This is a genomic window from Piscibacillus halophilus, from assembly GCF_900110685.1.
Taxonomy (GTDB): Bacteria; Bacillota; Bacilli; order Bacillales; family Alkalibacillaceae; genus Piscibacillus; species Piscibacillus halophilus.
The window spans coordinates 19,612-43,943 of the sequence record NZ_FOES01000021.1; the positions used below are offsets into that span (position 1 = coordinate 19,612).

At 38.0% G+C, this 24,332-nt stretch carries 26 protein-coding genes and 1 pseudogene; 22 read left to right on the forward strand and 5 right to left on the reverse strand.

Features of this window, described 5'->3' with window-relative positions; translation table 11 throughout:
• The first annotated feature begins 24 nt into the window (after positions 1–24).
• Genes BMY57_RS09995 through BMY57_RS10005 form a run of 3 tightly spaced genes read left to right on the forward strand, consistent with a single transcriptional unit; the run spans position 25 to position 3,861 of the window.
• On the forward strand, positions 25–906 hold the full coding sequence (locus BMY57_RS09995; RefSeq protein ID WP_091773893.1) for a carbohydrate ABC transporter permease: 882 nt from the start codon (positions 25–27) through the stop codon (positions 904–906).
• Between the two features lie 12 nt (positions 907–918).
• Positions 919–1,743, forward strand: coding sequence for a carbohydrate ABC transporter permease (locus tag BMY57_RS10000; RefSeq protein ID WP_091773895.1), 825 nt, complete (start codon positions 919–921; stop codon positions 1,741–1,743).
• A gap of 12 nt (positions 1,744–1,755) precedes the next feature.
• Positions 1,756–3,861: a glycoside hydrolase family 52 protein gene (locus tag BMY57_RS10005; RefSeq protein WP_091773897.1), complete on the forward strand. Its 2,106-nt coding sequence runs from the start codon at positions 1,756–1,758 to the stop codon at positions 3,859–3,861.
• Between the two features lie 3 nt (positions 3,862–3,864).
• Here BMY57_RS10005 and BMY57_RS10010 read toward each other — a convergent pair whose 3' ends face one another.
• Positions 3,865–4,473, reverse strand: a complete 609-nt coding sequence (locus BMY57_RS10010) for a YesL family protein (protein ID WP_091773899.1) — start codon at positions 4,471–4,473, stop codon at positions 3,865–3,867.
• Positions 4,474–4,575: 102 nt separating this feature from the next.
• Between BMY57_RS10010 and xylA the strand changes: the two genes are divergently transcribed.
• Entirely contained in the window at positions 4,576–5,895 is a 1,320-nt protein-coding gene (gene xylA / locus BMY57_RS10015; RefSeq protein WP_091773901.1) for a xylose isomerase, read from the forward strand.
• Positions 5,896–5,949: 54 nt separating this feature from the next.
• Complete coding sequence (xylB, locus tag BMY57_RS10020; RefSeq protein WP_091773903.1) at positions 5,950–7,449, forward strand: xylulokinase; 1,500 nt, start codon at positions 5,950–5,952, stop codon at positions 7,447–7,449.
• A 314-nt stretch (positions 7,450–7,763) separates the two neighbouring features.
• Here the strand turns inward: xylB and BMY57_RS16115 are convergent, their stop codons facing one another.
• Entirely contained in the window at positions 7,764–7,931 is a 168-nt protein-coding gene (locus BMY57_RS16115; protein ID WP_175615052.1) for a hypothetical protein, read from the reverse strand.
• 265 nt (positions 7,932–8,196) lie between these two features.
• On the opposite strand from BMY57_RS16115, the gene BMY57_RS10030 reads away from it, so the two are divergent.
• From BMY57_RS10030 to BMY57_RS10090, 13 genes are all read left to right on the forward strand, one after another.
• Entirely contained in the window at positions 8,197–8,766 is a 570-nt protein-coding gene (locus BMY57_RS10030; RefSeq protein WP_091773906.1) for a TetR/AcrR family transcriptional regulator, read from the forward strand.
• 220 nt (positions 8,767–8,986) lie between these two features.
• A complete protein-coding gene (locus BMY57_RS10035; RefSeq protein ID WP_091773908.1) occupies positions 8,987–9,862 on the forward strand; it encodes a beta-keto acid cleavage family enzyme in 876 nt (291 codons plus the stop codon).
• 12 nt (positions 9,863–9,874) lie between these two features.
• Positions 9,875–10,810: an L-carnitine dehydrogenase gene (locus BMY57_RS10040; RefSeq protein ID WP_091773910.1), complete on the forward strand. Its 936-nt coding sequence runs from the start codon at positions 9,875–9,877 to the stop codon at positions 10,808–10,810.
• 13 nt (positions 10,811–10,823) lie between these two features.
• Positions 10,824–11,294: a thioesterase family protein gene (locus tag BMY57_RS10045; protein WP_091773912.1), complete on the forward strand. Its 471-nt coding sequence runs from the start codon at positions 10,824–10,826 to the stop codon at positions 11,292–11,294.
• Positions 11,295–11,326: 32 nt separating this feature from the next.
• Entirely contained in the window at positions 11,327–12,523 is a 1,197-nt protein-coding gene (locus tag BMY57_RS10050; RefSeq protein ID WP_091773914.1) for a quaternary amine ABC transporter ATP-binding protein, read from the forward strand.
• Positions 12,523–13,356, forward strand: coding sequence for an ABC transporter permease (locus BMY57_RS10055; RefSeq protein WP_091773916.1), 834 nt, complete (start codon positions 12,523–12,525; stop codon positions 13,354–13,356). Before BMY57_RS10050 ends, BMY57_RS10055 begins: the two co-directional genes overlap by 1 nt.
• A gap of 28 nt (positions 13,357–13,384) precedes the next feature.
• Complete coding sequence (locus BMY57_RS10060) at positions 13,385–14,254, forward strand: glycine betaine ABC transporter substrate-binding protein (protein ID WP_091773918.1); 870 nt, start codon at positions 13,385–13,387, stop codon at positions 14,252–14,254.
• Between the two features lie 62 nt (positions 14,255–14,316).
• Positions 14,317–15,987: a CocE/NonD family hydrolase gene (locus tag BMY57_RS10065; RefSeq protein ID WP_091773920.1), complete on the forward strand. Its 1,671-nt coding sequence runs from the start codon at positions 14,317–14,319 to the stop codon at positions 15,985–15,987.
• A 132-nt stretch (positions 15,988–16,119) separates the two neighbouring features.
• A complete protein-coding gene (locus tag BMY57_RS10070) occupies positions 16,120–16,959 on the forward strand; it encodes an aldo/keto reductase (RefSeq protein WP_091773922.1) in 840 nt (279 codons plus the stop codon).
• Positions 16,960–17,312: 353 nt separating this feature from the next.
• Positions 17,313–17,789 carry a hypothetical protein gene (locus BMY57_RS10075; RefSeq protein ID WP_091773924.1) on the forward strand — a complete coding sequence of 159 codons (477 nt, stop codon included), beginning with the start codon at positions 17,313–17,315 and terminating at the stop codon, positions 17,787–17,789.
• Positions 17,790–18,245: a GNAT family N-acetyltransferase gene (locus tag BMY57_RS10080; RefSeq protein ID WP_091773925.1), complete on the forward strand. Its 456-nt coding sequence runs from the start codon at positions 17,790–17,792 to the stop codon at positions 18,243–18,245.
• 62 nt (positions 18,246–18,307) lie between these two features.
• Positions 18,308–18,535, forward strand: a complete 228-nt coding sequence (locus BMY57_RS10085) for a hypothetical protein (RefSeq protein ID WP_091773927.1) — start codon at positions 18,308–18,310, stop codon at positions 18,533–18,535.
• A 115-nt stretch (positions 18,536–18,650) separates the two neighbouring features.
• Positions 18,651–19,502, forward strand: coding sequence for a patatin-like phospholipase family protein (locus BMY57_RS10090; protein ID WP_091773929.1), 852 nt, complete (start codon positions 18,651–18,653; stop codon positions 19,500–19,502).
• Between the two features lie 69 nt (positions 19,503–19,571).
• Here BMY57_RS10090 and BMY57_RS10095 read toward each other — a convergent pair whose 3' ends face one another.
• Together BMY57_RS10095 and BMY57_RS10100 are read right to left on the reverse strand one after the other, a co-directional pair.
• Positions 19,572–19,988: a DUF1284 domain-containing protein gene (locus tag BMY57_RS10095; protein WP_091773931.1), complete on the reverse strand. Its 417-nt coding sequence runs from the start codon at positions 19,986–19,988 to the stop codon at positions 19,572–19,574.
• Positions 19,989–20,166: 178 nt separating this feature from the next.
• Complete coding sequence (locus BMY57_RS10100; RefSeq protein WP_091773933.1) at positions 20,167–21,372, reverse strand: lactate 2-monooxygenase; 1,206 nt, start codon at positions 21,370–21,372, stop codon at positions 20,167–20,169.
• Positions 21,373–21,470: 98 nt separating this feature from the next.
• Between BMY57_RS10100 and BMY57_RS10105 the strand changes: the two genes are divergently transcribed.
• The 3 genes from BMY57_RS10105 (at position 21,471) to BMY57_RS10115 (ending at position 23,715) form a co-directional block, all read left to right on the forward strand.
• The gene (locus tag BMY57_RS10105; protein WP_091773935.1) at positions 21,471–22,079 is read left to right on the forward strand and encodes a DUF3267 domain-containing protein; all 609 of its coding nucleotides are present in this window, start codon (positions 21,471–21,473) and stop codon (positions 22,077–22,079) included.
• A gap of 74 nt (positions 22,080–22,153) precedes the next feature.
• Complete coding sequence (locus BMY57_RS10110) at positions 22,154–23,131, forward strand: HD domain-containing protein (protein ID WP_091773936.1); 978 nt, start codon at positions 22,154–22,156, stop codon at positions 23,129–23,131.
• An 80-nt stretch (positions 23,132–23,211) separates the two neighbouring features.
• On the forward strand, positions 23,212–23,715 hold the full coding sequence (locus BMY57_RS10115) for a hypothetical protein (RefSeq protein ID WP_091773938.1): 504 nt from the start codon (positions 23,212–23,214) through the stop codon (positions 23,713–23,715).
• Here the strand turns inward: BMY57_RS10115 and BMY57_RS15900 are convergent.
• Positions 23,693–23,926, reverse strand: a complete 234-nt coding sequence (locus tag BMY57_RS15900) for a hypothetical protein (RefSeq protein ID WP_143063821.1) — start codon at positions 23,924–23,926, stop codon at positions 23,693–23,695. The two genes, BMY57_RS10115 and BMY57_RS15900, sit on opposite strands and share 23 nt — an antisense overlap.
• Positions 23,927–24,171: 245 nt before the next feature.
• Here BMY57_RS15900 and BMY57_RS15905 point away from each other — a divergent pair.
• Positions 24,172–24,332 (forward strand): annotated as a pseudogene (locus tag BMY57_RS15905) (IS5/IS1182 family transposase); the annotation flags it as partial.

Consider the following 24,332-nt stretch of genomic DNA (forward strand, 5'->3'; position numbering starts at 1 on the left):
ACATAAAGAGAAGGGCGATTTTCTATGGATAAAGTAATGTCTAATAAATTAATGATTGCTCTATATGTTTTGCCAGCTCTAATCATGGTTTCAATATTTGTCTTTGTTCCATTAGTCTTAACTGGGTATTACGGTTTGATGGATTGGAACGGTATTGGAGCAATGAATTTTATTGGACTTGAAAACTATAAAGAATTATTGTTTGACCTTAAGTTTTGGGACAGTGTTTATCATTCCATTTTATTAGCTATATTCTCGACTCTAAGCTTAGGAATCTATTTACTGATTTCAATCGTTCTAGATTCGAAGATTAAAGGAAGTGATTTGCTTAGAAAGATCTACTTGATTCCAATGCTACTATCTTCTGTAGCAATTGCTCAATTGTGGTTAAAAATTTATCACCCTACAAATGGGATGTTAAATAGTTTATTAGCGTTCTTTGGAGTTGACCATACACCAGATTGGCTAGCAGAGCCTCAAATCGTGTTGTATGCCATATTCGTACCAATTCTATGGCAATATGCAGGGTTCTATATTTTGATTTACTATGCTGCTTTAAAAAATATTCCAAATGAACTCATCGAAGCGGCTCGAATTGATGGCGCATCACCGTTACAGATTGCCCTTAAAGTTAAGCTCCCATTAATTTCGGGGATTATTAAGGTAACCATCGTGCTTGCGATTGTAGGTTCACTTAAATACTTTGATTTGATTTATGTTATGACAGGTGGAGGGCCGAATGGGCATAGTGAAGTCATGGCTTCCTATATGTACAAAGAGGCTTTTAGTAGTCATAACTTTGGCTATGGTAGTGCAGTGGCATTTTTCTTGCTAATTATTACGTTAATTACCACTTATATTATAAGAAAATTAACTGCGTCCAAAGAAGACGAAGTTCAGTATTAGGGGTGAATCTATATGCGAAAGTTATATTATTTTCTTTTATATCTGTTTTTAGCGTTAGTGGCTATATTTCAAATCTATCCTCTCGTGTGGTTGTTAAAGTTTTCGCTTAAAGATAATACCGAGATTTTTGGTAAATCTCCATTTGCTTTGCCAGAAAGTCCAAAATGGGAAAATTATCTTAAGGTTTGGACAGACGGTAACATCGGCGTATATTTCTTTAATAGTGTGTGGATTACGGTCGCTTCAATTGCGCTAACGATCCTACTTGCTAGTATGGCAACGTTTGCGATTACGAGAATGAAGTGGCGTTTAAATAAGTTTGTTCTGGGTCTCATCATGGTCGGGCTCATGATCCCGGTACATTCAGCTTTAATTCCGTTATTTAAAATGTTTCTAGAAGTGAGTTTGGTTGATAATCCGATTTCAATTGTTCTCACTTATACGGCATATAACTTGCCGATTACGGTCATGATTTTGCTTGGGTTTTATTACACATTGCCAAGGGAGATTGAGGAAGCGGCTATTATGGATGGCTGTTCCATTAACCGTATGTTTTTTACAGTAATTTTACCACTTACTACTCCAGTTATATCAACCACTGTCATCATCAATATGATTTTTAACTGGAATGAGTTTGTATTTGTGAACACGTTTATTAGTTCAGATAAATATAAGACATTGACGGTTGGGATTAATAACTTTGTCGGTCAGTATATGACGGACTGGGGTGCGATTGGGGCGACATTGATGATTAGTGTCATTCCAATTTTAGTAGCGTTTATTTTCTTTAGTAACAAAATCATTGATGGTATATCTGCTGGAGCACTAAAAGGGTAGGAGGTTTCGTCTATGCCAAAAAATATATTTTTTAATGCGCATCACTCACCAATTGGATCTTATTCTAGTTTTACACTAGGATTCCCTGGGGCTGGAGGCGGTCTTGATGTAGAGTTAGGGCGTTCGCCTAGGGAGAGTGTCTTTATTGGAGTAGAATCACTTGAACAAGACGGGAAATATGAAGCATTACCATTTTTTGAAGGTAAAGAAGATGAGAGTTTGAGATTTGATATTGAAAATCCGGACCCTAATCCGGATAAACCTGAGGTAATTATCCCTTTTAGTAGGGAGAACATTCAACGAGAGTTTCAGTTAGGAACGGATACTTGGAAAGCTGGGGATTTAACGTTTACAGTTTATAATCAAGCTCGATCGATCCCTGAGCCTGAAAAAGCAACAGATGAAGAGTTAAAAAAGGTGTTATTACCAGCTGTGTTTGGGGAATTAACGATTGATAATCGATCGGGCGAAAGAACACGTAAAGCTTTTTTCGGATATGAGGGAAGTGATCCATATACGTCGATGAGACGCTTGGATGATACGAGTTCTTTAATCGGTGTTGGGCAAGGTCGTCTAACTGCTGTTTCCACGAATGATTCTCAGGCAAAGTCGGCGATGCATTTTAGTATGGAGGATATTTTACTAGAAGAAGATGAAGATAATTGGACGTTTGGCCTTGGATCGGTTGGAGCTCTTATATTCGAAGTGCCAGCTGGTGAAGTCAGATCGTTTCCAATTTGCATTTCCTTTTTTAGAGATGGATGGGCAACAGTAGGTTTAGATACAAAGTATTATTATACGAATTTATTTAAGGATATTGAGGATGTTTCAAGCTATGCGTTAGAACACTTTAATGAATTTATAGAGCTTTGTAAGGAGTCTAACCAATTAATAGAGTCCTCTAATTTGAATAATGATCAAAAGTTTATGGTGGCGCATGCGATACGTAGTTATTACGGAAATACGCAATTGCTAGAACAGGATGGAAAGCCTTTATGGGTAGTGAATGAAGGCGAATATCGAATGATGAATACATTTGATCTAACGGTAGATCAATTATTCTATGAATTAAAGATGAATCCATGGGTGATGAGAAATGTCCTAGATTTATTTGTAGATCGTTATAGTTATGTCGATCAAGTTAAGTTTCCTGAATCAGAAGAACAATATCCTGGTGGAAGAAGTTTTACTCACGATATGGGAGTCGCCAATACGTTCTCTCGACCGGAGTATTCATCCTATGAGTTATACAACATCGATGGTTGTTTTTCTCATATGACGCATGAACAATTATTAAATTGGGTTTTAACAGCTGCATCTTATGTCATGAAAACAAGTGATGATGAGTGGTTTAGAGATAAAAAATCAGTATTTGAAGAGTGCTTAAACAGTTTATTGAATCGTGACCATCCAGATGCATCGAAGCGGAATGGTGTCATGGGATTGGACTCCTCTCGTACTAAAAATGGAGCAGAGATTACCACATACGATAGTCTCGATATTTCATTAGGTCAGTCTCGCAATAATATTTATTTGGCGAGTAAATCTTGGGCGGCTTATGTGTTGTTGAAAAACTTGTATGAACAATATGGTGAAGACCATTTGGCTAAAGTTGCTCATGAACAAGCATTGAAGTGTTCTGATACGATTGTATCTCATGTGAATGAAGAAGGGTTTATACCTGCTGTTATTGAGAAGAACAATCAATCGAGAATTATTCCAGCGATTGAAGGGTTAATTTATCCTTATTTTATTGGTGATGAAGAAGCGGTTAGTGAAGATGGGGAATTCGGCCATTATATTAAAGCTTTAAAGCATCATTTAAACACAGTATTAGTTAAAGGTGTTTGTCTGTTTGACGATGGTGGTTGGAAAATTTCTTCAACAAGTAATAATTCATGGTTAAGTAAAATCTATCTCAATCAATATATAGCTAGACAAATATTAGGCTTCCCTTGGGGTGAAGAAGGTCAAGCTGCTGATCGTGCTCATGTTCAGTGGTTAACTCATCCAGAGTTGTCCATTTGGAGCTGGAGTGACCAAATTATTAACGGTGAAATTTCGGCTAGTAAATATTACCCTAGAGGCGTCACAAGTATTTTGTGGTTGGATGAGTGATTCTTACTGTTTTTTTGCTAAAGCTTGCTTGGTGGCATCCATGACAAAGAACGTGTTGAGCCAAGCAAATGCACTTACATTAAAGAAGAAAGCAATTCCAGGGATGAAATAATAGATGATAAGTAATGACCCAAGACTTAATAAAAGAAATAGATTTTGCACAGGACTAACTAGCATGATCAATAATGCATTTTTCATCACGCCTAATAAAGGCAATTCAAAGTAATTGTAAGTAGGAATGATGTAAAGCAAGGTTAGACCCAAGATCAAAATGATCATCCAAAATGGGATGTGAACGATCTGAAACGTCCCTTGTTTAACGATAAATAATAGATTAATACTTATGATGACCATTAGTGGACCAATAAGGATGTATAGTTTATTAGATTCTAAGAATGTTTGTTTATATAGCTTCCAAAATTCTTCGTGTAATTTGAACTCATGGTGGCCTTGGATCCATTTTTGAATGATGGTATAGAGCGTAACTGTTGCTGGCACAATTCCAAGAATGATACCACCTAATAGAGTGAACACGAACCATAAGAGGTTGATGTAAACGAGATTCATAATCCAATTGGTTAGTAGATATAGGGACTGCATAAATTGTTTCATAGTTTGGAAGCTCCTTTGGTTCGTGTCATCATCTACTTGTTATTATATCGAACTTTTAGACTAGTGAAAAATTAATTTTAATAGAGAAAGGAAGAATGGCAGATGGCATATTTTGATCAAATACCAACTGTAAAGTACGAGGGGATTCAGTCTAATAATCCGTATGCGTTTAAATATTATAACCCAACAGAAAACATTGGTGGAAAAACAATGGAGGAATGGTTAAGGTTCTCTATCGCTTACTGGCATACCTTTACTGGTGATGGGGTTGATCCATTTGGTGCTGGCACGATGGTACGTCCTTGGGATCACTTAAAAGGTATGGATTTGGCAAAAGCTCGAGTAGAAGCAGCGTTTGAGTTCTTTGAGAAAATGCAAGTACCTTATTTCTGTTTTCATGATGTGGATGTGGCACCAGAAGGAAATACGTTAAAAGAAACGTTTGATAACCAAGATCAAATTGTCGCTATGATTAAGGATTATATGAAAGATAGCCGAACTAAGCTATTATGGAATACGGTTAATATGTTCACGCACCCACGTTTTACACATGGGGCTGCTACTTCTAATAATGCAGATGTGTTTGCTTTTGCTGCTGCTAAGGTTAAAAAGGGATTAGAGGTAGGTAAGGAATTAGGTGCAGAGAACTACGTGTTTTGGGGAGGACGTGAAGGTTACGAAACCCTTCTAAACACGGATATGAAATTTGAATTAGATAATTTGGGACGCTTTTTCCATATGGCGGTTGATTATGCTAAAGAAATTGGATTTGATGGTCAGTTCTTAATAGAACCGAAGCCGAAAGAACCTACAAAACATCAGTATGACTTTGATGTTGCTTCAGGCTTAGCTTTCTTAAAAACATACGGTTTAGATGAGTATTTTAAGTTTAATATTGAAGCAAACCACGCAACATTAGCAGGTCATACATTTGAACACGAATTACATTATGCGCGTGCGAACGGATTACTAGGGTCTGTGGATGCTAACCAAGGTGATTTATTATTAGGCTGGGATACAGATGAGTTCCCAACCGATTTATATTCTACCACTCTAGCGATGTATGAAATTTTGAAAAATGGTGGCCTCGGATCAGGAGGGCTCAACTTTGATGCTAAATTAAGACGTGGATCCATGGATGATGAGGACCTTTTCCATGCTCATATTGCTGGAATGGATAGCTTTGCAGTTGGACTAAAAGTTGCTCATAACTTACTAGAAGATCGAGTGCTAGAAGATATTATCGAGGATCGTTATTCTAGCTATTCGGATGGAATTGGTAAAGAAATTGTTGAAGGTAACACAGACTTTAAACAGTTGTATGAATATGCATTAAATCATGATCAAATTGAAAATAAATCGAATCATGTAGAACTCATCCGAGCGAAAATTAATCAATATCTATTAACAGCATTTGCATAAACTATGTGGCTAACCTTTATGGGTTAGCCTTCAATCATTTGAGGAGGTACAACAATGAGTTATGTTATTGGAGTTGATTTAGGAACTAGCGCAGTCAAAGTATTACTTGTGAATGAACATGGAGAATTGATCGGTGAAGCTTCATGTGAATATCCTTTAATACAAGAAAAAGCTGGCTATAGTGAGCAAAAACCCGAAGACTGGGTTGAAGGAACAAAAGATGCCTTATCCAAATTAGTTCAACAGTCTACTATACCAGTTGAACAAATTAAAGGGATTAGTTTTTCGGGTCAAATGCACGGGCTCGTATTGCTTGATGATGAGGATCAAGTACTGAGAAATTCCATTCTTTGGAACGATACAAGAACAACCAAGCAATGTGAAGAAATCTATGAAATGGTTGGAAAAGAACGTTACATACGGATTACTAAAAACTTAGCGTTAGAAGGGTTTACGCTCCCCAAAATATTATGGGTCCGATCGCATGAGCCAGAGCTTTTTAACCAGGCAACGACGTTCTTATTGCCTAAGGATTACCTACGTTATCGCATGACGGGTAACATTCATATGGACTATTCAGATGCTGCTGGAACCGGTCTCCTAGATTTAAATGAAAATCAGTGGAGTTCTGAGATTTTAAGGGCTTTAAATCTTTCAAGTAAACTTTGTCCAAACCTCGTTCATTCGCAAGAATTTGTCGGGTACTTAAATGATGATTTCGCCAATGCGACGGGTTTAAGTCCTGAGACAAAGGTCTTCGCTGGTGGTGCAGATAATGCTTGTGGAGCAATCGGATCAGGGATTTTAGAGGAAGGGAAAACGATGTGTAGTATCGGAACATCTGGAGTTGTTTTATCGTATGAGGGAGATTCCTCAACGACTTATGATGGGAAGGCGCACTTTTTCAATCATGGAAAGGAACATGCTTATTATTCCATGGGTGTGACGTTGTCGGCAGGTCATAGCCTAAATTGGTTTAAAGAGACGTTTGCCAAAGAGTTAAGTTTTGAGGAACTGTTGGATGGGGTTGACCGTGTTCCTATAGGAAGTCAAGGCTTGTTGTTTACTCCATATCTTGTGGGGGAACGGACTCCTCATGCGGATGCTGATATCCGAGGCAGTTTCATTGGGATGGATAGCTCCCATCAATTAAAGGATTTCACAAGATCTGTATTAGAAGGTATTACATTTTCATTGAATGAAACCATTGAGATGTTCAGAGAACGTGGCAAAACAATTGATACCGTTATTTCTATTGGTGGTGGGGCTAAGAATCGTGAGTGGCTACAGATTCAAGCCGATATATTTAATGCGAAGATTGTAAGGTTAACCAGTGAGCAAGGCCCAGGAATGGGAGCTGCTTTATTAGCTGGTTATGGCTTAGGTTGGTATGAAAATCTTACTGAAGGCGCTTCAAAATTGATTGAAGTGAAGGATGAGATTAAGCCAATACTAGACAATGTAGAGAAGTATCAACAATTATTCTCTATTTATCAGCGCATATATGAGAATACCCATTCGATTAATCATCAGTTAGTAGAATTTCGAAAATAGCTTGACGGGAGAGGTTGTTATCAATTTCCCATGCAATATTCATAACCGTATATTTCTATAAATTGGAGGATTTTTGTACTTAATGGAAAAATTAAGTATATAGGATGAGTATACGGAGGTGATTGATCGGTGGACACATGTAAAGTTTGTGGAAATGATGAATTTTATAAAGGTAGGTTAGGGAGTGGAACTACGAGCTTAAGACCGTTAAATAAAATTATGGGAAGTTCGTTTATGATCTTAACGTTTTGTAGCAAATGTGGAGAGGTTTCGTCAATAAAAGTAGAAAACCCAGGGAAGTTTAGTTAGCTTCCCTAGTAGAAAATCATATTTACAGCAATCAAGCCAATAACTCCAGTTAAGTAAAACGTCCAAGCCATCAATTTGTTGGTTTTGGGCGCTTCTTTTATTCTAATGGCTTTTATGAAATTAAAGGTTAGTGCTAGAAACGCAGCAATAGATAAAATGAGTATTTTGCTCATGATTGGGCTCCTTATTAACTGATTAATTTGATTTTACCATAAATTGCGGAAAGTTGAGGTTAAACTTGGTACAATTGTGTTAATGGATTTTTGGAATAGGAGTAAAGTGAATAATTGTAGGTTTCGAAGTTACAATATACGTTAAAAGCACCCATACATAGTATAAATTTTTTATGAGATTTTTAATTTACGTATTGAATTATATACCGTCTGGATAGTATAGTATCCGTAGTAGAATTAATCTTTTGGGCTGGGGATGATAACATTGGCTAAGGAATCAAGAAGAATCGCTATATTAGAAGCAGCATCGAGTATTGTTAGCGATAAAGGGATTTTTAATTTAACGTTGGAGGCTGTTGCGAAGGAAGCTGGAATCAGTAAAGGTGGATTATTGTATCACTTCCCCTCAAAGGAAGCGCTAGTTCAAGGGATGGTTGAGCATTTAGCACAAAACTATCGTAGTAAGATTGCCAGAAATGTTGAGGATGATCCATTAGATCGAGGAAAGTGGACGAGAGCTTTTTTGAATGTAACGTTTAATCAAGGTTATCCGAATAAAGATATGCATGCAGGGCTGCTAGCAGCGAAAGCCGTTAATCCTAAGCTCATGTTGCCGCTATATGAAGCCTATGAAGAGTGGCAGACTCATATAGAAGATGACGGTTTAGACCCGATCGACGCTACAATTATTAGGCTAGCAACAGACGGAATCTGGTTAGCGGAACTGCTTGAGCTTTATAATATAGGTGATGACAAGAAAAAAGCTGTCTATAAGAGGTTACACGAATGGATTCAAGATTTATATATTGAAGCTGAAAAGAAAGAAAAAGAGTAAAACTGAACTGCCAATACACTTGGCAGTTTTTATTTTGTCATTTAATTAAAACCCGCATAGATGCGGGTTTTTTATTGTATTTAAATGCGAGTTGAAAAATTTATTTTCTAAATACGGTTGATAGAAAACCGTCTAGATGGTATAGTAACAAACGGATTGAAAAACCGTCCGTACGGTATAGTAATAGCGCGCTAATTAATTATATATAGGAGGTTTCAACATGAGTCAGAAAGTGATGCTTACAGCAGCGGTTACAGGTGCTGGAGATACAACGCAAAAGAACCCGAATGTTCCCGTAACACCGAAAGAAATTGCAGAATCCGCTATTGCATCTGCGAAAGCTGGAGCAACAGTTGCGCACGTTCACGCTCGTGACCCTAAAACAGGTGGTATAAGCCATCATATTGATCATTATCGTGAAATTGTGGATCGTATTCGTGAATCTGAAACAGATGTGATTATAAATATTACTTCTGGTGGTGGTGGAGACTTTATCCCGAGTCTTGACACACCAGCTGCAGGTGGAGACGGTACAGATATTCAAACACCAGCCGAACGACATGAACCGGTTGGGGAGTTACTACCTGAGATGTGCACGTTAGATTGTGGTAGTACGAACTTTGGCAACATGATTTACATGAGCCCAACAGATTGGTTAAGAAAACAGGCTAAATTGATTCAGGAGAGTGGCGTGAAACCTGAATTAGAATGTTTCGATACGGGGCATGTTCGTTTTGCTAATCAGTTAGTTAAAGAAGGATTAATTGACGATGATCCGATGTATCAGTTTTGCTTAGGGATTCCTTGGGGGGCTGATTCGGATGTTGAGACCCTCTCTTATATGAAGAGTCGTATTCCTGAAAATGCACATTGGTCAGCATTCGGCATTGGACGTATGCAATTACCAATGGTGACACAGGCAGCCTTATTAGGTGGAAACGTTCGTGTTGGATTAGAAGATAACCTTTATTTAAAGAAGGGTGTTTTAGCTTCTAATGAACAGCTCGTTGACCAAGCAGTAAAACAATTAAACAGTAACAATATTGAAGTCATGACTCCTGCTGAGGCAAGAGAGGCATACAACTTAAGAAAATAGGAGGAAAGACGAATGGGGAATGAATCGAAAAAGGTCGCGGTCATTGGGACAGGCGTCATCGGAAATGGCTGGATTATTCGTTTTTTAGCCAATGGATTTGATGTCGTGGCCTTTGATCCAGCTGACGGTGCAGAGGAAAGAACTAGTGCAGCTATTGACCGTGCGTGGGAGTCAGTCGAAGCACTTGGTTTAAAGGAAGGTGCTTCAAAAGAACGTTTAACGTTTGTTTCTACTCTTGAAGAAGCGGTTCAAGGTGCAGATTTAATTCAAGAAAACGTCCCAGAACGTGTTGATGTAAAGCAAGCCGTTTTACATGATATCGATGTGCATTCTAAGTCGAATGCCATTATTGGTTCAAGTACATCAGGAATTAAACCGACTGATCTTCAGGAGAAACTTAAGAATCCGGAGAAGTTAGTGGTCGCTCACCCTTTCAACCCAGTCTATCTTTTACCACTCGTTGAAATTGTAGGTGGAGAAAAAACAACTCAAAACACGATTGACACAGCGTATAAAATTTATGAATCTGCCCAAATGAAGCCAATGGTCATAGATAAAGAAATTGAAGGCTTTATTGCAGATCGTTTGATGGAAGCTTTATGGCGTGAAGCTTTACATCTCGTTAATGATGGCGTGGCAACGACTGAAGAGGTTGATAAGGCAATCACGTATGGTGCGGGCTTAAGGTGGGCGCAAATGGGGCCTTTTATGACGTTCCATTTAGCAGGTGGCGATCAAGGAATGCGTCACATGCTTGAGCAGTTCGGTCCAGCATTAAAGCTTCCATGGACAAAGCTAGAAGCTCCTGAATTAACAGATGAGCTAAAAGAGCGAGTTATCACGGGTTGTGAGAACTTTGCGAATGATCGATCCGTTGAAGAACTAGAGCGTCAGCGTAATGAATTTCTAGTCAAACTTATTGATTTAGTTGAAGACTATTGGCCTTAAGAGGTGAAGAGATATGAATACCCCCTTCCAATATAAAGATAGCGTCAAAGAGCAGTGGGTTGATTATAACGGTCACATGAATGATGCGGCGTATGCTGAAGTATTCAGTCATGCTGTGGATGCTTTAATGAATTATTTCGGAATTACAGAAGATGTCATTCATGAACAGAAATACACCATATTTACGTTAGAAACCCACTTATGTTATTTACAAGAGGTTCATCAAGGTGAACCAATAACCGTGGAATGGCAACTTCTAGATCACGACGCCAAGCGTTTACATGTCTTTTTCAAGATGAAAAATTCAAACGGTGATTTAGTGGCAACGAGTGAGCAGATGTTAATGGGCATGGATCAACATCTAGGAAAGCCATCTCCATTTTTACCCTTTATTCAAGAGAAAATTGATCGGATTTGGAACGAGCATGAACATTTAGAGCAACCGAAACAAGCAGGAAGAGTTATAGGTATTCGCAGGAAGTAACTCTCCTGCTTGATTAAAAAAGGAGAATGTTTATGAGCAAAATAGAAGTAAATGGTTTAACTAAAGTCTTTGGGTCTCACCCGAAACAAGGCTTAAAAATGTTAGATGAAGATTATTCAAAGGATGAAATTTTAGAGAAGACGGGTAACACTGTCGGAGTAAACAAAGCTTCATTTAAAGTAGAAAATGGCGAGTTTTTTGTTATTATGGGGCTTTCTGGCAGTGGTAAATCGACTCTTATTCGTCTAATCAATCGTTTAATTGAACCGACAGCTGGCGAGGTTTTAATTGATGGTGAAGATATAACGAAAATGAATAAAGACCAGCTCATCGAGACAAGACGTCAGAAGCTTGGAATGGTTTTTCAAAACTTTGGATTATTCCCGCATCGTACGGTGATGGGGAATGTCTATTACGGCTTAGAAATCCAAGGTGTTGAAAAAGGAGAACGTGAAAAGCGTGCTCAAAAAGCGATTGAAGACGTTGGTCTTAAAGGGTATGAAAATAGCTATCCGCATGAGTTAAGTGGTGGTATGCAGCAGCGTGTTGGACTTGCTAGAGCGCTTGCGAACGATACCGATATTTTATTAATGGATGAGGCTTTCAGTGCATTAGACCCACTTATTCGTAAAGAGATGCAAGATGAGTTACTGAAGCTTCAAACAAAATTAGGTAAAACAGTTCTTTTCATTACTCACGATTTAGATGAGGCTTTGAAGCTTGGAGACCGTATTGCCATTATGAAAGATGGACAAATCGTTCAAATCGGTACATCTGAAGATATACTTGAGAACCCTGCTAACCAATATGTTAGTAACTTTGTTAAAGATGTCGACCGTTCTAAGGTGTTGGATGCAGCAACCGTTATGAGAAAACCTGAAGTTCTCATTACATACAAAGATGGACCACGTATGGCGGTTCGAAAAATGGAAGAGGTTGGAGCCTCGAGTATTTTTGTCGTCGATCGAGACGATCAGTTTAAAGGGTTACTCACGATTGACGATGCAATTCGTGCTTATAAGGAAAAGATTTCGATGGAAGAGGTTCTGATAACCGGTGTTCATCAGACAGCCCCCGATACTCCATTGAATGATTTAATTGGTGTGGCAGCGGATGCTAAATATCCGATTGCAGTTGTAGATGAGGGTCGTTTAGTTGGAATTGTATCAAGAGTATCTATTTTATCTGGTCTCGTGCTTGGGAAAGAGAAAGTTGAGGTGGCTAATTAATGGACTATTTCTATTTTCCACTTGAGAGATGGACGAATACATTTGTGGATGAATGGTTTTTACCGACTTTCGGTAATGCTTTCGATACAGTCAGTAATGGTTTAAATGCGTTTATTGGTGGAGTAACAGATCTATTACTATTTATTCCAGCAGAGTTATTTACGTTAATTATTGCCGCTATAGCTTGGAGATTATCAGGACGTAATTTAGCCATATTCACAGTCATAGGGTTTCTATTTATTGGATCAGTTGATCTATGGACTGAGGCAATGCAGACGCTGTCAATCGTTATAGTCGCAACTCTAGTATCTCTAATCGTTGGTATTCCAATTGGGATTTTTAGTGCCATGAATGATCGAATATTGAATATTGTAAAGCCTATTTTAGACTTCATGCAGACACTACCGAGTTTCGTGTATTTAATCCCTGCCGTATTATTATTTGGTCTTGGTGGTGTGCCAGCCGTTATTGCGACATTTATTTTCGCGGCTCCACCAGCTGTGCGTATGACAAACTTAGGGATTCGTAGTGTATCAAAGGAAGTCGTGGAAGCATCAAGGGCCTTTGGTTCCACAAAGCGTCAGTTATTGTTTAAGGTCCAGCTCCCATTAGCGGTTCCAAGCATCATGGCAGGAGTTAACCAAACGATAATGTTATCGCTATCGATGGCGGTTATAGCATCGATGATTGGAGCGCCGGGTCTAGGAGCATCTGTATTGACCGCGATTTCAAGAGTTAATATTGGTCTAGGTTTATCAGCAGGATTAGGTATTGTGGTTCTAGCGATTGTCCTTGACCGTATTACACAAGGTATTGGTCAAGGTAGAGTTTAAAAATAATAGATAGAAAGGGAGATTTTGAATGAAGAAGTTTTTAATAACGTTAATGATGGTTAGTTTAATCGTTTTAGCAGCTTGTGGATCTAGTGATGAAGCTGAAGGTAGTGAGGAAGGCGGAGAAGATAAAGGTACGATATCATTTGCTGTGACACCTTGGACAAGCACAGTTCCTCCAACAAAAGTGGCAAAGATTATCCTAGAAGATATGGGTTATGAAGTTGAAGAGACTCAGGCAGATGTTAGTTCAACATTCGTAGGTCTTTCTCGTGGTGACCTGGACGTTTTCATGGATTCATGGATGCCAGCACACGAATTGCAATTTGAAGAATATGAAGATTCTATTGAAATGGTAGCAACAAGCTATGAGGATGCGGATTCTGGTCTTGTCATTCCGACTTATGTAGAGGGAATTGAGAAAGTTAGTGATTTAAAAGGTAGAGAAGATGAATTTAACAATAAGATCTACGGTATTGAAGAAGGTGCGAGCGCGACTGAAATGATGCGTGATTTAATCGAAGAAGCGGATCTTGACCTTGAGCTGATCACTTCTTCTGAAGGTGGTATGCTAGCACAAGCTCAAAAGGAAATGAACAGTGATAATCCAGTTATTTTCTATGGCTGGAGACCACATACGATGTTCAATAAGTATGATATTGAGGTTATAGAAGATGATTATGGTTACTTTGAAACATCATCCGTTCATGTATTAGCTAATAATGGTTTAAAAGATAAAGCTCCAGATGCATATGAATTTTTACAAAATTGGAGTATTCCACTTGAAGATGTAGAAGAAATGATTGTGAAGATTGAAGACGGGCAAGACGAGGAAGAAGTAGCTCAAGAGTGGATTGATGAACACCAAGATCAGGTTGATAACATGTTAAATAACTAATCAATAATTGGGGTCTGCATCTTTTATGGTGCAGGCCTTTTATTACTTGGAGGGATAAAGTAATGAGTGAACAAGTGATAGTTGAACGGGATGTCCCATGTAAATTGCGAGATGGAGTGACGTTATATGCGAATGTGTATCGACCAAGTGAGGGAGGTCGGTATCCTGTATTATTAAGTCGCCTTCCGTATAATAAAAATCTGCCGAATTTTTCACATCGGTATGTCGATCCGATTCGTATGGCGTTAGAAGGTTATGTTGTCGTGATTCAAGATGTTCGGGGGCGCTATAGTTCGGAAGGGGAATTTACTCCATTTGAACAAGAGTTTGAAGATGGTTATGATTCAGTTGAGTGGGCGGCCTCTTTACCTTACAGTAATGGCAAGGTTGGGATGTTTGGCTTGTCATACTATGGCTATACGCAAATCTTCGCGGCGATGGGGCAGCCTCCTTCATTAAAAGCAATTTTTCCAGCGTTTACGGGCAATAATATTAGCCGTGATTTATCCAAACGTGGTGGAGCCTATGAACTTGGTAAGTTAGAAACGTGGATTCTAGATTCAGTTGCTCCAGATTATTTAAAGCGAAAGCAAGATTCAAAGAATTATGAGTTCACTTCTCGAGAGTTGCTAATGGACTTGGACCAAATATTAGATTGGCACCAACACTTTCCTTTTGAAGAATGGCCACCTGTAATGAGGCACCCAGAGTTACGAGATCTCTATCAATCTTACTTGAATGGTGAATTGGCAGCAGGTAATGGAGCATCACTAGATGATATCAATGTCCCCGGATTTCACATGGCCGGGTGGTTTGATTGCTTCTTAAACGCGACGATTAATAATTTCACGGAACTGAAAGGTGACCAGAAATTAATCATTGGACCTTGGGGGCACGGTGTTTTCAACCCTTACTTCGGTGATCGCTATTTTGGATTGAAGGGATCGGGTGATTTAATCGATGGGGAAGATAATGTGACGTCTCTTCATCTGAAATGGTTTGATTATTGGTTGAAAGGTAAAAAGAGCAGTTTGTTTGAAGGTGATGCCCCTATAAAACTATTTGTAATGGGGACCAATGAATGGCGCGACGAGTATGAATGGCCATTAGCCCGTACGGAGTATCGTCCGCTTTATTTACAATCTGGTGGAAGGTTGAGTTTTGACAAACCTGAGAAGTTAACGAATCAGTCATATCTCTATAATCCTGAGAACCCAGTACCAACAAAAGGTGGCCCCTCATTATTTATTCACGGTATCAATACGGGGCCACTAGCTCAAAATGAGGTGGAACAACGAGATGATGTTTTAATTTATACGTCCGATCCGCTTGATGAAAATTTAGAAGTAACAGGTCCTGTTAAATTTAAATTGTATGCCTCAACGGATGCGATTAACACAGACTTTGTTGTGAAGTTAACTGATGTTTTGCCAGATGGAACATCGATCAATGTAACAGAGGGAATTGTTCGAGCGGACCATATTCATGGGCTCCTGAAACCTGGAGACATTTATGAATATGAAATCGACCTTTGGGCAACGAGTCAAGTGTTTTTAAAAGGACATTCGATTCGAGTTCAAGTAACTTCAAGTAATTTCCCAATGTACGACCCTAACCCTAATACTGGTCACACATTATTAAATACAACCCAAACAGTTAAAGCAAATCAAAAGATTTATGAAGGAGCAGGTCACACGTCTCATATTGTTTTACCAATTATAGAGGATGAATAAGGCTTCCCGGCGAAGTTATGGGTACATCACAAAGGACCGACTAGGTTTGCCGCTTTTCTTGAGCACATCATTTTTCGATTTTTGTAGATTGTGGCAAGATAGTATAGACAATGAATAAAGGAGGAAGTTGAGATGGTAAATAGTTTGCAATCAACCACTACACTACATAATGGTGTAAAGATGCCACGGTTGGGTCTAGGTGTTTTCTTAGTAGAAGAAGGAGAAGAAGTTTATAATTCTGTTAAGTGGGCACTTGAACACGGCTATAAAAGCATTGATACAGCAGCCATTTATGGTAATGAAGAAGGTGTAGGGAAAGCAATCAAAGATTCTGGTATTCCTCGAGAAGAATTATTTATTACTTCTAAGCTTTGGAATGGAGATCAAGGTTACGAAGAAACTCTTCAGGCTTTCGAAACAAGCTTAAATAAACTGGGATTGGAATATTTGGATTTATATTTAATTCACTGGCCAGTTCCAGAACAAAATAAATATAAAGAATCCTGGAAGGCAATGGAGAAATTATATAATGATGGAAAAATCCGCGCGATTGGTGTAAGTAACTTTAAGGAGCACCATTTAGAAGATTTGATGAAAGATGCGGAAGTAGCCCCAATGGTAAATCAAGTAGAATATCATCCACATTTACAACAACGTAGTTTACATGAGTTCTGTAAACAACATAATATCCAGCTAGAGGCTTGGTCCCCGCTGAAACAAGGGAAGCTATTAGATGATCCAACATTAACAGATATTGCAAAACGTCATGGTAAATCAACAGCACAAGTTATTTTACGTTGGGATCTACAACAAGAGGTTGTGACCATTCCTAAATCAGTAAAACAACATCGTATTCAAGATAATGCAGATGTATTTGATTTTGAATTAACAGAAGAGGAAATGAAATTAATTCACGATATGAATAAAGATGAACGTGTCGGCCCAGATCCGGACGAATTTAATAAGCGATAAATTTTAAAATGAGAACCCGTTTCTAAGTGAAGCGGGTTTTTGTTTATGGAATGAAAAAAAGTTCTCATAAATTACAAAAAATGTCCCATAAAAACGATTTTTTACCCCGGTTTGACAAAAATTGATCCCATAAAATATTGAAAACGCCTCATAACTCAGAAAAAAAGGCTCATAAGATGTATTTTGGACTATGATTTGGGTTAAATGACTGAAAATTCCAAATCAAAGTGTTAAAATTATAATTTAGGAAACTGCCAACCTATTGGTATTGCGATATCAATTTAAAGGGAGCATTTATTCACTTACGCGAAAGTTGATATGATATAAAAGAGTTCGAGTTATAGGGGGATTGTATGAAGAAAAAAGTTATCAGAGTTTTAGTCGTTGCGGCCGTTATTGCATTAATTGTTTATATACAAATGGAAAAATATAAAACAGCTGAGGATCTATTAGATGAAGAGATTGGTGATGCAACGGTTGGGCAAATAAGTCTTTCGAAGTTTGATTCGACTAAAGAAAGACCTTACAATACTGTGGCTAGAGCTGACATACGAGATGAGGCAACAATTGAAAGAATACTAGATGAATTTAAGTCGATTGATTTAAAAGAAGTTGATGAGTTTTACTATGACCCTAACTATCGTATGCAAATTACTTATACTAGAGAGGTCAAAGAAAATTATAACCGAACAAAAAGTTTATCTTTGAACGTAGGGAAAGACTACTTTCAAACTGATAAACCCTATGACATTAGAGATGACACAGATACTGATGAACTAATTGAAACCTTATTAGAAGATGAGGGTGTCGAGTGGGAGGATGTTGAATAAATGGAAATAATGTTTAAAGAGATTAATCAGAGTAATTATAAATCTTGCGTCGAGCTAGGGGTTAAATCAGAACAACGGAATTTTGTAGCACCAAATTGGTACTCCTTGCTAGAAAGTTACTATGAAGAAGGGGAGCGACACCCATTAGGTATTTATAAAGGAGATCAAATGGTTGGTTTTATAATGTATGTGTTTTATCCAGCCGATGAGGACTATCAATTAGATTCTTGGTGGATTGAGAGATTTATGATTGGTGACCAATACCAAAATCAAGGATTAGGGAAAACCGCTTTAAAAGAGTTTCTTGATTATTTTAAAAGTGAATATGGAAAGGTGGAACTAAGAATATCCATGGAACCTCACAATAATGTTGCGTTGAGTTTATATGAAAAGGTCGGTTTTATTAGAACAGGAGAAATGGTGGAAAATGAAGCAGTACTTTGTATGGAGGTATAGGGCGAAACTTTTTAAGACAGTAAACGTATAAATGACTATCAATTAGCAGAGGGGAATCGTCTATGCCCATTCATATACTGGTCGTTGAGTTAATTGGGGTGTTGTTCATTTATTTAGGGTTTTTAATCCTAAATAGAAAAGCTCCGACGTTTCTTGATTTTGTTCTAAAAATCGGAGTTACGTATACTGATAAAATCTCCAACCGTTTTTGGGGAGGCTTAATGATTGTAGTCGGGTTAATCATTATGCTGATGCCCCTTATTCTTGGTGCCGAGAATATGAATATATAACACGGCAACCTATGTAGTAAAGCAGTCATAATGCAAACAAAATAATTGAAATGAAAACTAGTGGCTTACATAATAAAAATAGATTCTAAAGGCAATTAACCAAGAGGGGATATATATGGAACAAACAGGATTAGTATTAGAAGGTGGAGGAAGTCGAGGTGTGTATACCGCTGGAGTCCTTCACTATTTAATGGAGCAAGATATTTATATACCTTATACAATCGGGGTTTCAGCAGGAGCTTGTAATGGTTCTTCTTATGTGTCTCGTCAGATTGACCGAAACAAAACGGTGACGATTGATTTTGTAAACCATCCTGAATATTTATCGTTACGCAATTGGATTAAAAAACGGCAAATATTCGGGATGGATTTTATATTCGATACGTTGCCTAATAAACTCGCACCTTTTGATTTTGAGACATATGATCAAGCGGAAGAAGAGTTTGTGGTCGGTGTAACAGACTGTATGACAGGTGAACCGCTATTTTATAAAAAATCTGAATACCCAAAAGATGTGGTCACCATTCTGCGTGCCTCAAGCTCGCTTCCGTTGTTTGCACCAATGGTCGAATTTGACGGTCGATACTTGATGGATGGGGGAATTTCAGATCCCATTCCAATTAGACAATCAGTAAAAGATGGTAACCATAAAAATGTTGTGGTGTTAACTCGGAATAGAGGTTATGTGAAGAAGCCACAATCATTCAAACGATATATTAAGAAAAAGTACTCAGAATATCCTGGTCTGTTACATGCATTAGAAAAGCGACATGAAGTTTATAACGAAACGTTACACTACATATTTGACCAAGAGAGACAGGGGAATATATTTGTCATCAGTCCTTCTGATAAATTAAAAGTCGGCCGGGTCGAGCGTAACAAGGATAAACTTACGGCTTTATATCAACTAGGATATGAAGATGTAAAAGAAGTAGGAGACCAGTTGAAGGAGTTTTTGGCGTCATAAATAGTTTAATATTCTTATAAACAAGGAGCTAGTTTTACCGGAATTAATTTCGGTAAACTAGCTCTATTATTATTTAACTTCCCTTAAGCCCTGGCCATCTAAAATTTCTTGTACACCCTCTTCACAAACTCCGTAAGTGCGCCATGAACACGTATCACATACTGATTGTATGTCAGAAGGAACGACATGATGTTTGATTTGTTTTTCAATTTCTCCCCAAGCTATAATCTGACCAACTTTTAATCCTAATTTTTTTAATATAGCTGCGTCTCTTTCATAAATGTTTTCGTCTTGGCAATGGTACTCTCCTGTGTTAGGGTACTTTTCACACAAATGGTCAGGTCCTTTTATGATATGTACTTTTGTGCTGGGGTTGCTTCTTAGGGTTTGATGTAATTCTGTCATGTTTTTTACGTACTCTTGAGAATAGCCCATGCCTCGATATCCTAATAGACAAAAAAGATGATGTCCTCGTAGTCTATACATAATCGCCACCTAACTTGGTCGAATAGTTTAACTTTATTGTTAACCTTAAAAACGAAGGGGTTAACTATTAATCTATCATAACATAATAAGTAAGGTTGAGAAGGATAAGCAATTATATTTTTAGTATAATAAACGCGTCATAAAAAAGGGGCTAAGTATTTACGTAGCCCCAAAAGCTTTATTTAAAGGAATCTTGCGTTATTTTTGTCAGTTTAGGATTTTTTGCTTCTACTAATACGGATCGATCAATTTGATTAACTGACCTCTTACCAATTAAACCTAACGTGATATCAAGGTCAGCTGAAAGGTTCTGTAAAACTTCTTTGACTCCGCGTTTACCAGCAACGGCTAGTCCGTACATGGCTGGACGACCAACCAAGACAGCTTTAGCACCTAATGCCATTGCTTTAATGATGTCAGAGCCACGTCGGATTCCGCTATCCATTAGAACTGGGATTCTGTCTTGTATGACTTCAGATACTTGAGGTAGTGCGTCAATCGCTGAAATCGCTCCATCCACTTGGCGTCCGCCATGGTTGGATACAATAATCCCATCGACACCGTACTCGATAGCTAACTCAGCATCTTCTGGGTGAAGGATCCCTTTTAACAGGATTGGTAGATTCGTGTGTTCTCTTAAAAAGGCAAGGTCACCCCAAGTGAGTCCTGTGTTTCCGAACACTTTTGTCCAATGCATGATGGCTGCTTCTGGATCTTTTTGAGGTGATTGGTCTAGTTTGGCAAGAAAGGCTGGGTCTGTAAAGTAGTTGCCAACACCTTCTCCAATTAAAAATGGTAGATAAACATTTCGTAGATCATCTTCGCGCCAAGCCATCATTGGAGTATCGAGGGTTACGACAATAGCGGAGTAGCCAGATGCTTCTGCACGTTTGACGAAACTCCCCGCTATTTCAGGGTCACGACTCCAATAAAGCTGAAACCAGCGAGGGGCATCTCCCATTGCTTCAGCGATTTTTTCCATTGGTATGGTTGCAGCCGAGCTTGCGATATAAGGGATACCTAGTTCGGCACAAGCTTTCGCAGAACCAATCTCACCTTCGTCGTGAATAACGGACTGTGTTCCGATGGGAGCATGTAGAATCGGTGAAGGAAATGTTTGATCAAATAAGTTAATGGATAAATCACGCTCGTCCACGTTATTCAACATTCTTGGGACGATTTGCCAACGATTGAAGTTTGAGACGTTAGCCTCCATGGTACGCTCGCCGCCTGCTCCTCCTTTTACATAATAAAATGGTCCATCTTCTAGTTTTTTGCGTGCTTCTTTTTCCCAGTCTTCATATGACACAGGAAGGCGGTTCGGATCAGGGTTACGCATATCTTTGTAAATGTTGAATTGAATTTGATCATCAATATTCTTCATCATCATTCTCCTTCTTAGATTATTTTAGTATTACTTCGATGAAACTTTAATGGATTCCTGTTCGTAAGATGATTAGGAAATGAAAAGGATTGATTTGGATGAAAATGATTTTTAAATTACCTAAAGAAGATGAAAAGTTTCATGAGGAATTAATCCATTCTAACTGGACACCACTTAAGGAACCAAAAGGTATAAGTACAGCCTCCCTTTTATCAATTCCACTTATGTTTATAAATTTCTTTATTTGTTTAGGTGTTTTGATTGTATTTAGTAACATATCTTTTGAGGAATTTGGGATATCGTCTGGCTCTATAACGATTATAATTTCAGGAAGCTGGATATTGTGGTTAGTAGGTTTAGTGATTATACATGAACTCATCCATCTTGTTTTTGTGCCCAATTTTCTTAAGTCTAAACGGACTTATTTGGGCATTAATTGGATGGGTGGTTTCGTTTTGACAGAAGACGAGATTTCTAAATCAAGGTATATTTTGGTTTCATTAGCTCCATTTGTCTTGATATCTATCATTTTACCAATTGTTCTTAGTTGGTTAGGGTTACTCACCACGCCTATTAAAGCTATTGTGCTAATTAATGCTCTGGCTTCTTCGGTGGATCTATTGAATTTATTATTGATTATGACGCAAGTTCCGAAACGAGGTCGATTAGTTAATAATGGATTTAGAACATATTGGAAGGCTGTTTAGTGGTGCAGTTGGTCAATGTCAAAGAGGCATTAATAGACTGAATACAGTTATGACCAATCTAAAGGGTGAAAATTATGCTTATTTCAGATGTTATATATGAAAAATTTACGGTAGCCCCCGTTTTACAAGAGTTAATACAATCTAACCCTGTTAAAAGATTAAATGGCGTTCATCAAGGTGGTGCGATTTACCTTGTTAATCCGGAATGGAATGTAACGAGATATGAGCATTCATTAGGAGTGATGCTGCTGATCAAGAAAATGGGCGGAAGTGTGGAAGAACAAATCGCAGGCTTACTACATGATATTTCTCATACTGCTTTTTCTCATGTTATTGATTATGCACTCGAAAATCGACACGAGAATTATCACGAGGAAATTTTTGAAGAGATATTAATAAAGTCTGATGTACCTAGTATTTTAGATAAGTTCGGTTACGACTATCGTGACATAGTGTTAGATGAGTCAAAGTGGTCGATATTAGAACAGCCAGCTCCAGACCTTTGTGCCGATCGTGTCGATTATACTCTAAGGGATATGTTTCAATATGGAATGATTTCTCTCGATGAGGTTAAGAGCTTTTTAGATTCTCTTAAGGTCGTGGAAGGCAAGATGTGTTTGGATTCCATTGATGCAGCAGAATGGTTTGTAGAAACATATTATAAAGAAGTAATTGATTTCTTCTTAGGACCTTTAAATATTTATAGTAATGACCGATTTGCGAAAATCATTAAGAGAGCCCTGGAGGTTGGAGTGTTAACTTTAGATGATTTATTGAAGCAGGATCATGAAGTGATTGAACAATTGCAAGCTTCTCAAGACGAATACATTCTTAAGGGCTTAGGTCAGTTGAATAAACATGTTGAAGTGGAAGAGAACGAAAGCGATTATGACTTACATCGAACAAATAAGGTACGGTTAATTGATCCTTTAGTTCAGGTGAACGGCAGTGTCAAACGGGTTTCGAAGGTTTCAGATGGGGTCAAAGCAATGAATCAAAAGGCTTATGAAAAATCACTAAGAGGGACGTACGTCAAGGTTAAGAGTGTTTAGTAATATCAAAAGGGAGTATTTGTATTAAGAAGAAAATAGTCATTATTTCGGTCAGTTTAATAGTCGTAATTGTTGGAGGTATGACTTGGTTATATCCACAGTCTAGTTTTAGTGTCGTGGGATATTCCTATACTCCAGATCGTGGTGAAGTCACGGGTTTTAAAGAAAATTTTGAGGAGTTGCAAGAACTAGTTGAAAGCTCCTCTTATGATGACAACGCAGCGTTTCGTTTACGGTCGATTAACAAGATGTTTGAAATGGATTGGTTAACAAGTTCTGAACCCGTGAAGATGGATGAGCAATTGCTTAATAAAATGGGTAACTTTGTTAGCTCTTCAAGAGAAGAGGTCACCCAGTTGTTGGTTCATGAAGAATATAATGAGCATACTAAAGAATGGTTGGCACTAACCCTCCATAATATGGTATCTGCTGAGAGATGGATCGCCGAATTAAGGAGCGATCGTTGGAAATCAAGACGTGAATTAGACCATACGTATAGAAGGTTACACCAATCATTTGCTAGAAGCTTAGACACTTTTAGAACTTTCTACGAACGACGGTCTAATTTAGAATCTGAACAATAAAGGATACTAAAAAGAACGATGAGAGAAGGAAGTAAATATAACTAAAGGCTCTCTTGTTCTCTTTATAGGCAGACATACCCGAGATGCCTGTGACAACAGCTACCATTAAGAACAGGTTAGTCGTCGATAAATAAAATTGATCGTTTGTATAATGTAAGATAAAGATGAAGAGTGCAATCGCAAAGACACTTAATTCAATTTTTCGAAGCATAAGAGATATCCTTTCTAAACATCTATTGAATTTTAGTATAGATATTTTTTTATGAAAATGCAAAAAGACTATAACATGGCAAAAAGAGGCTGGGACAAAACCCAGTAAAATAAAAAATCGTGGAAGACATCAAAATTGATGTTCTCCACGATTTTTTTATACTCTTTTTTAATTTTAGATAAACAAAAAGGATCCCCTTTGATAGAATTAAAGTAACCACACCATAACCCCAAAGGAGGATCCTAATGTTTAAACATTATAACATGAATCAAGTGGTTTTGCCTTTAGATTTAGAAATAAAATTAGACAAAGATGATATGGCTTTTGTTGTGAATGATTTAGTCGAACAAATTCCGGAAGAAGCTTTCGCAAGCTTTTCACGCGACACCGGCTGCCCTGCTTATCA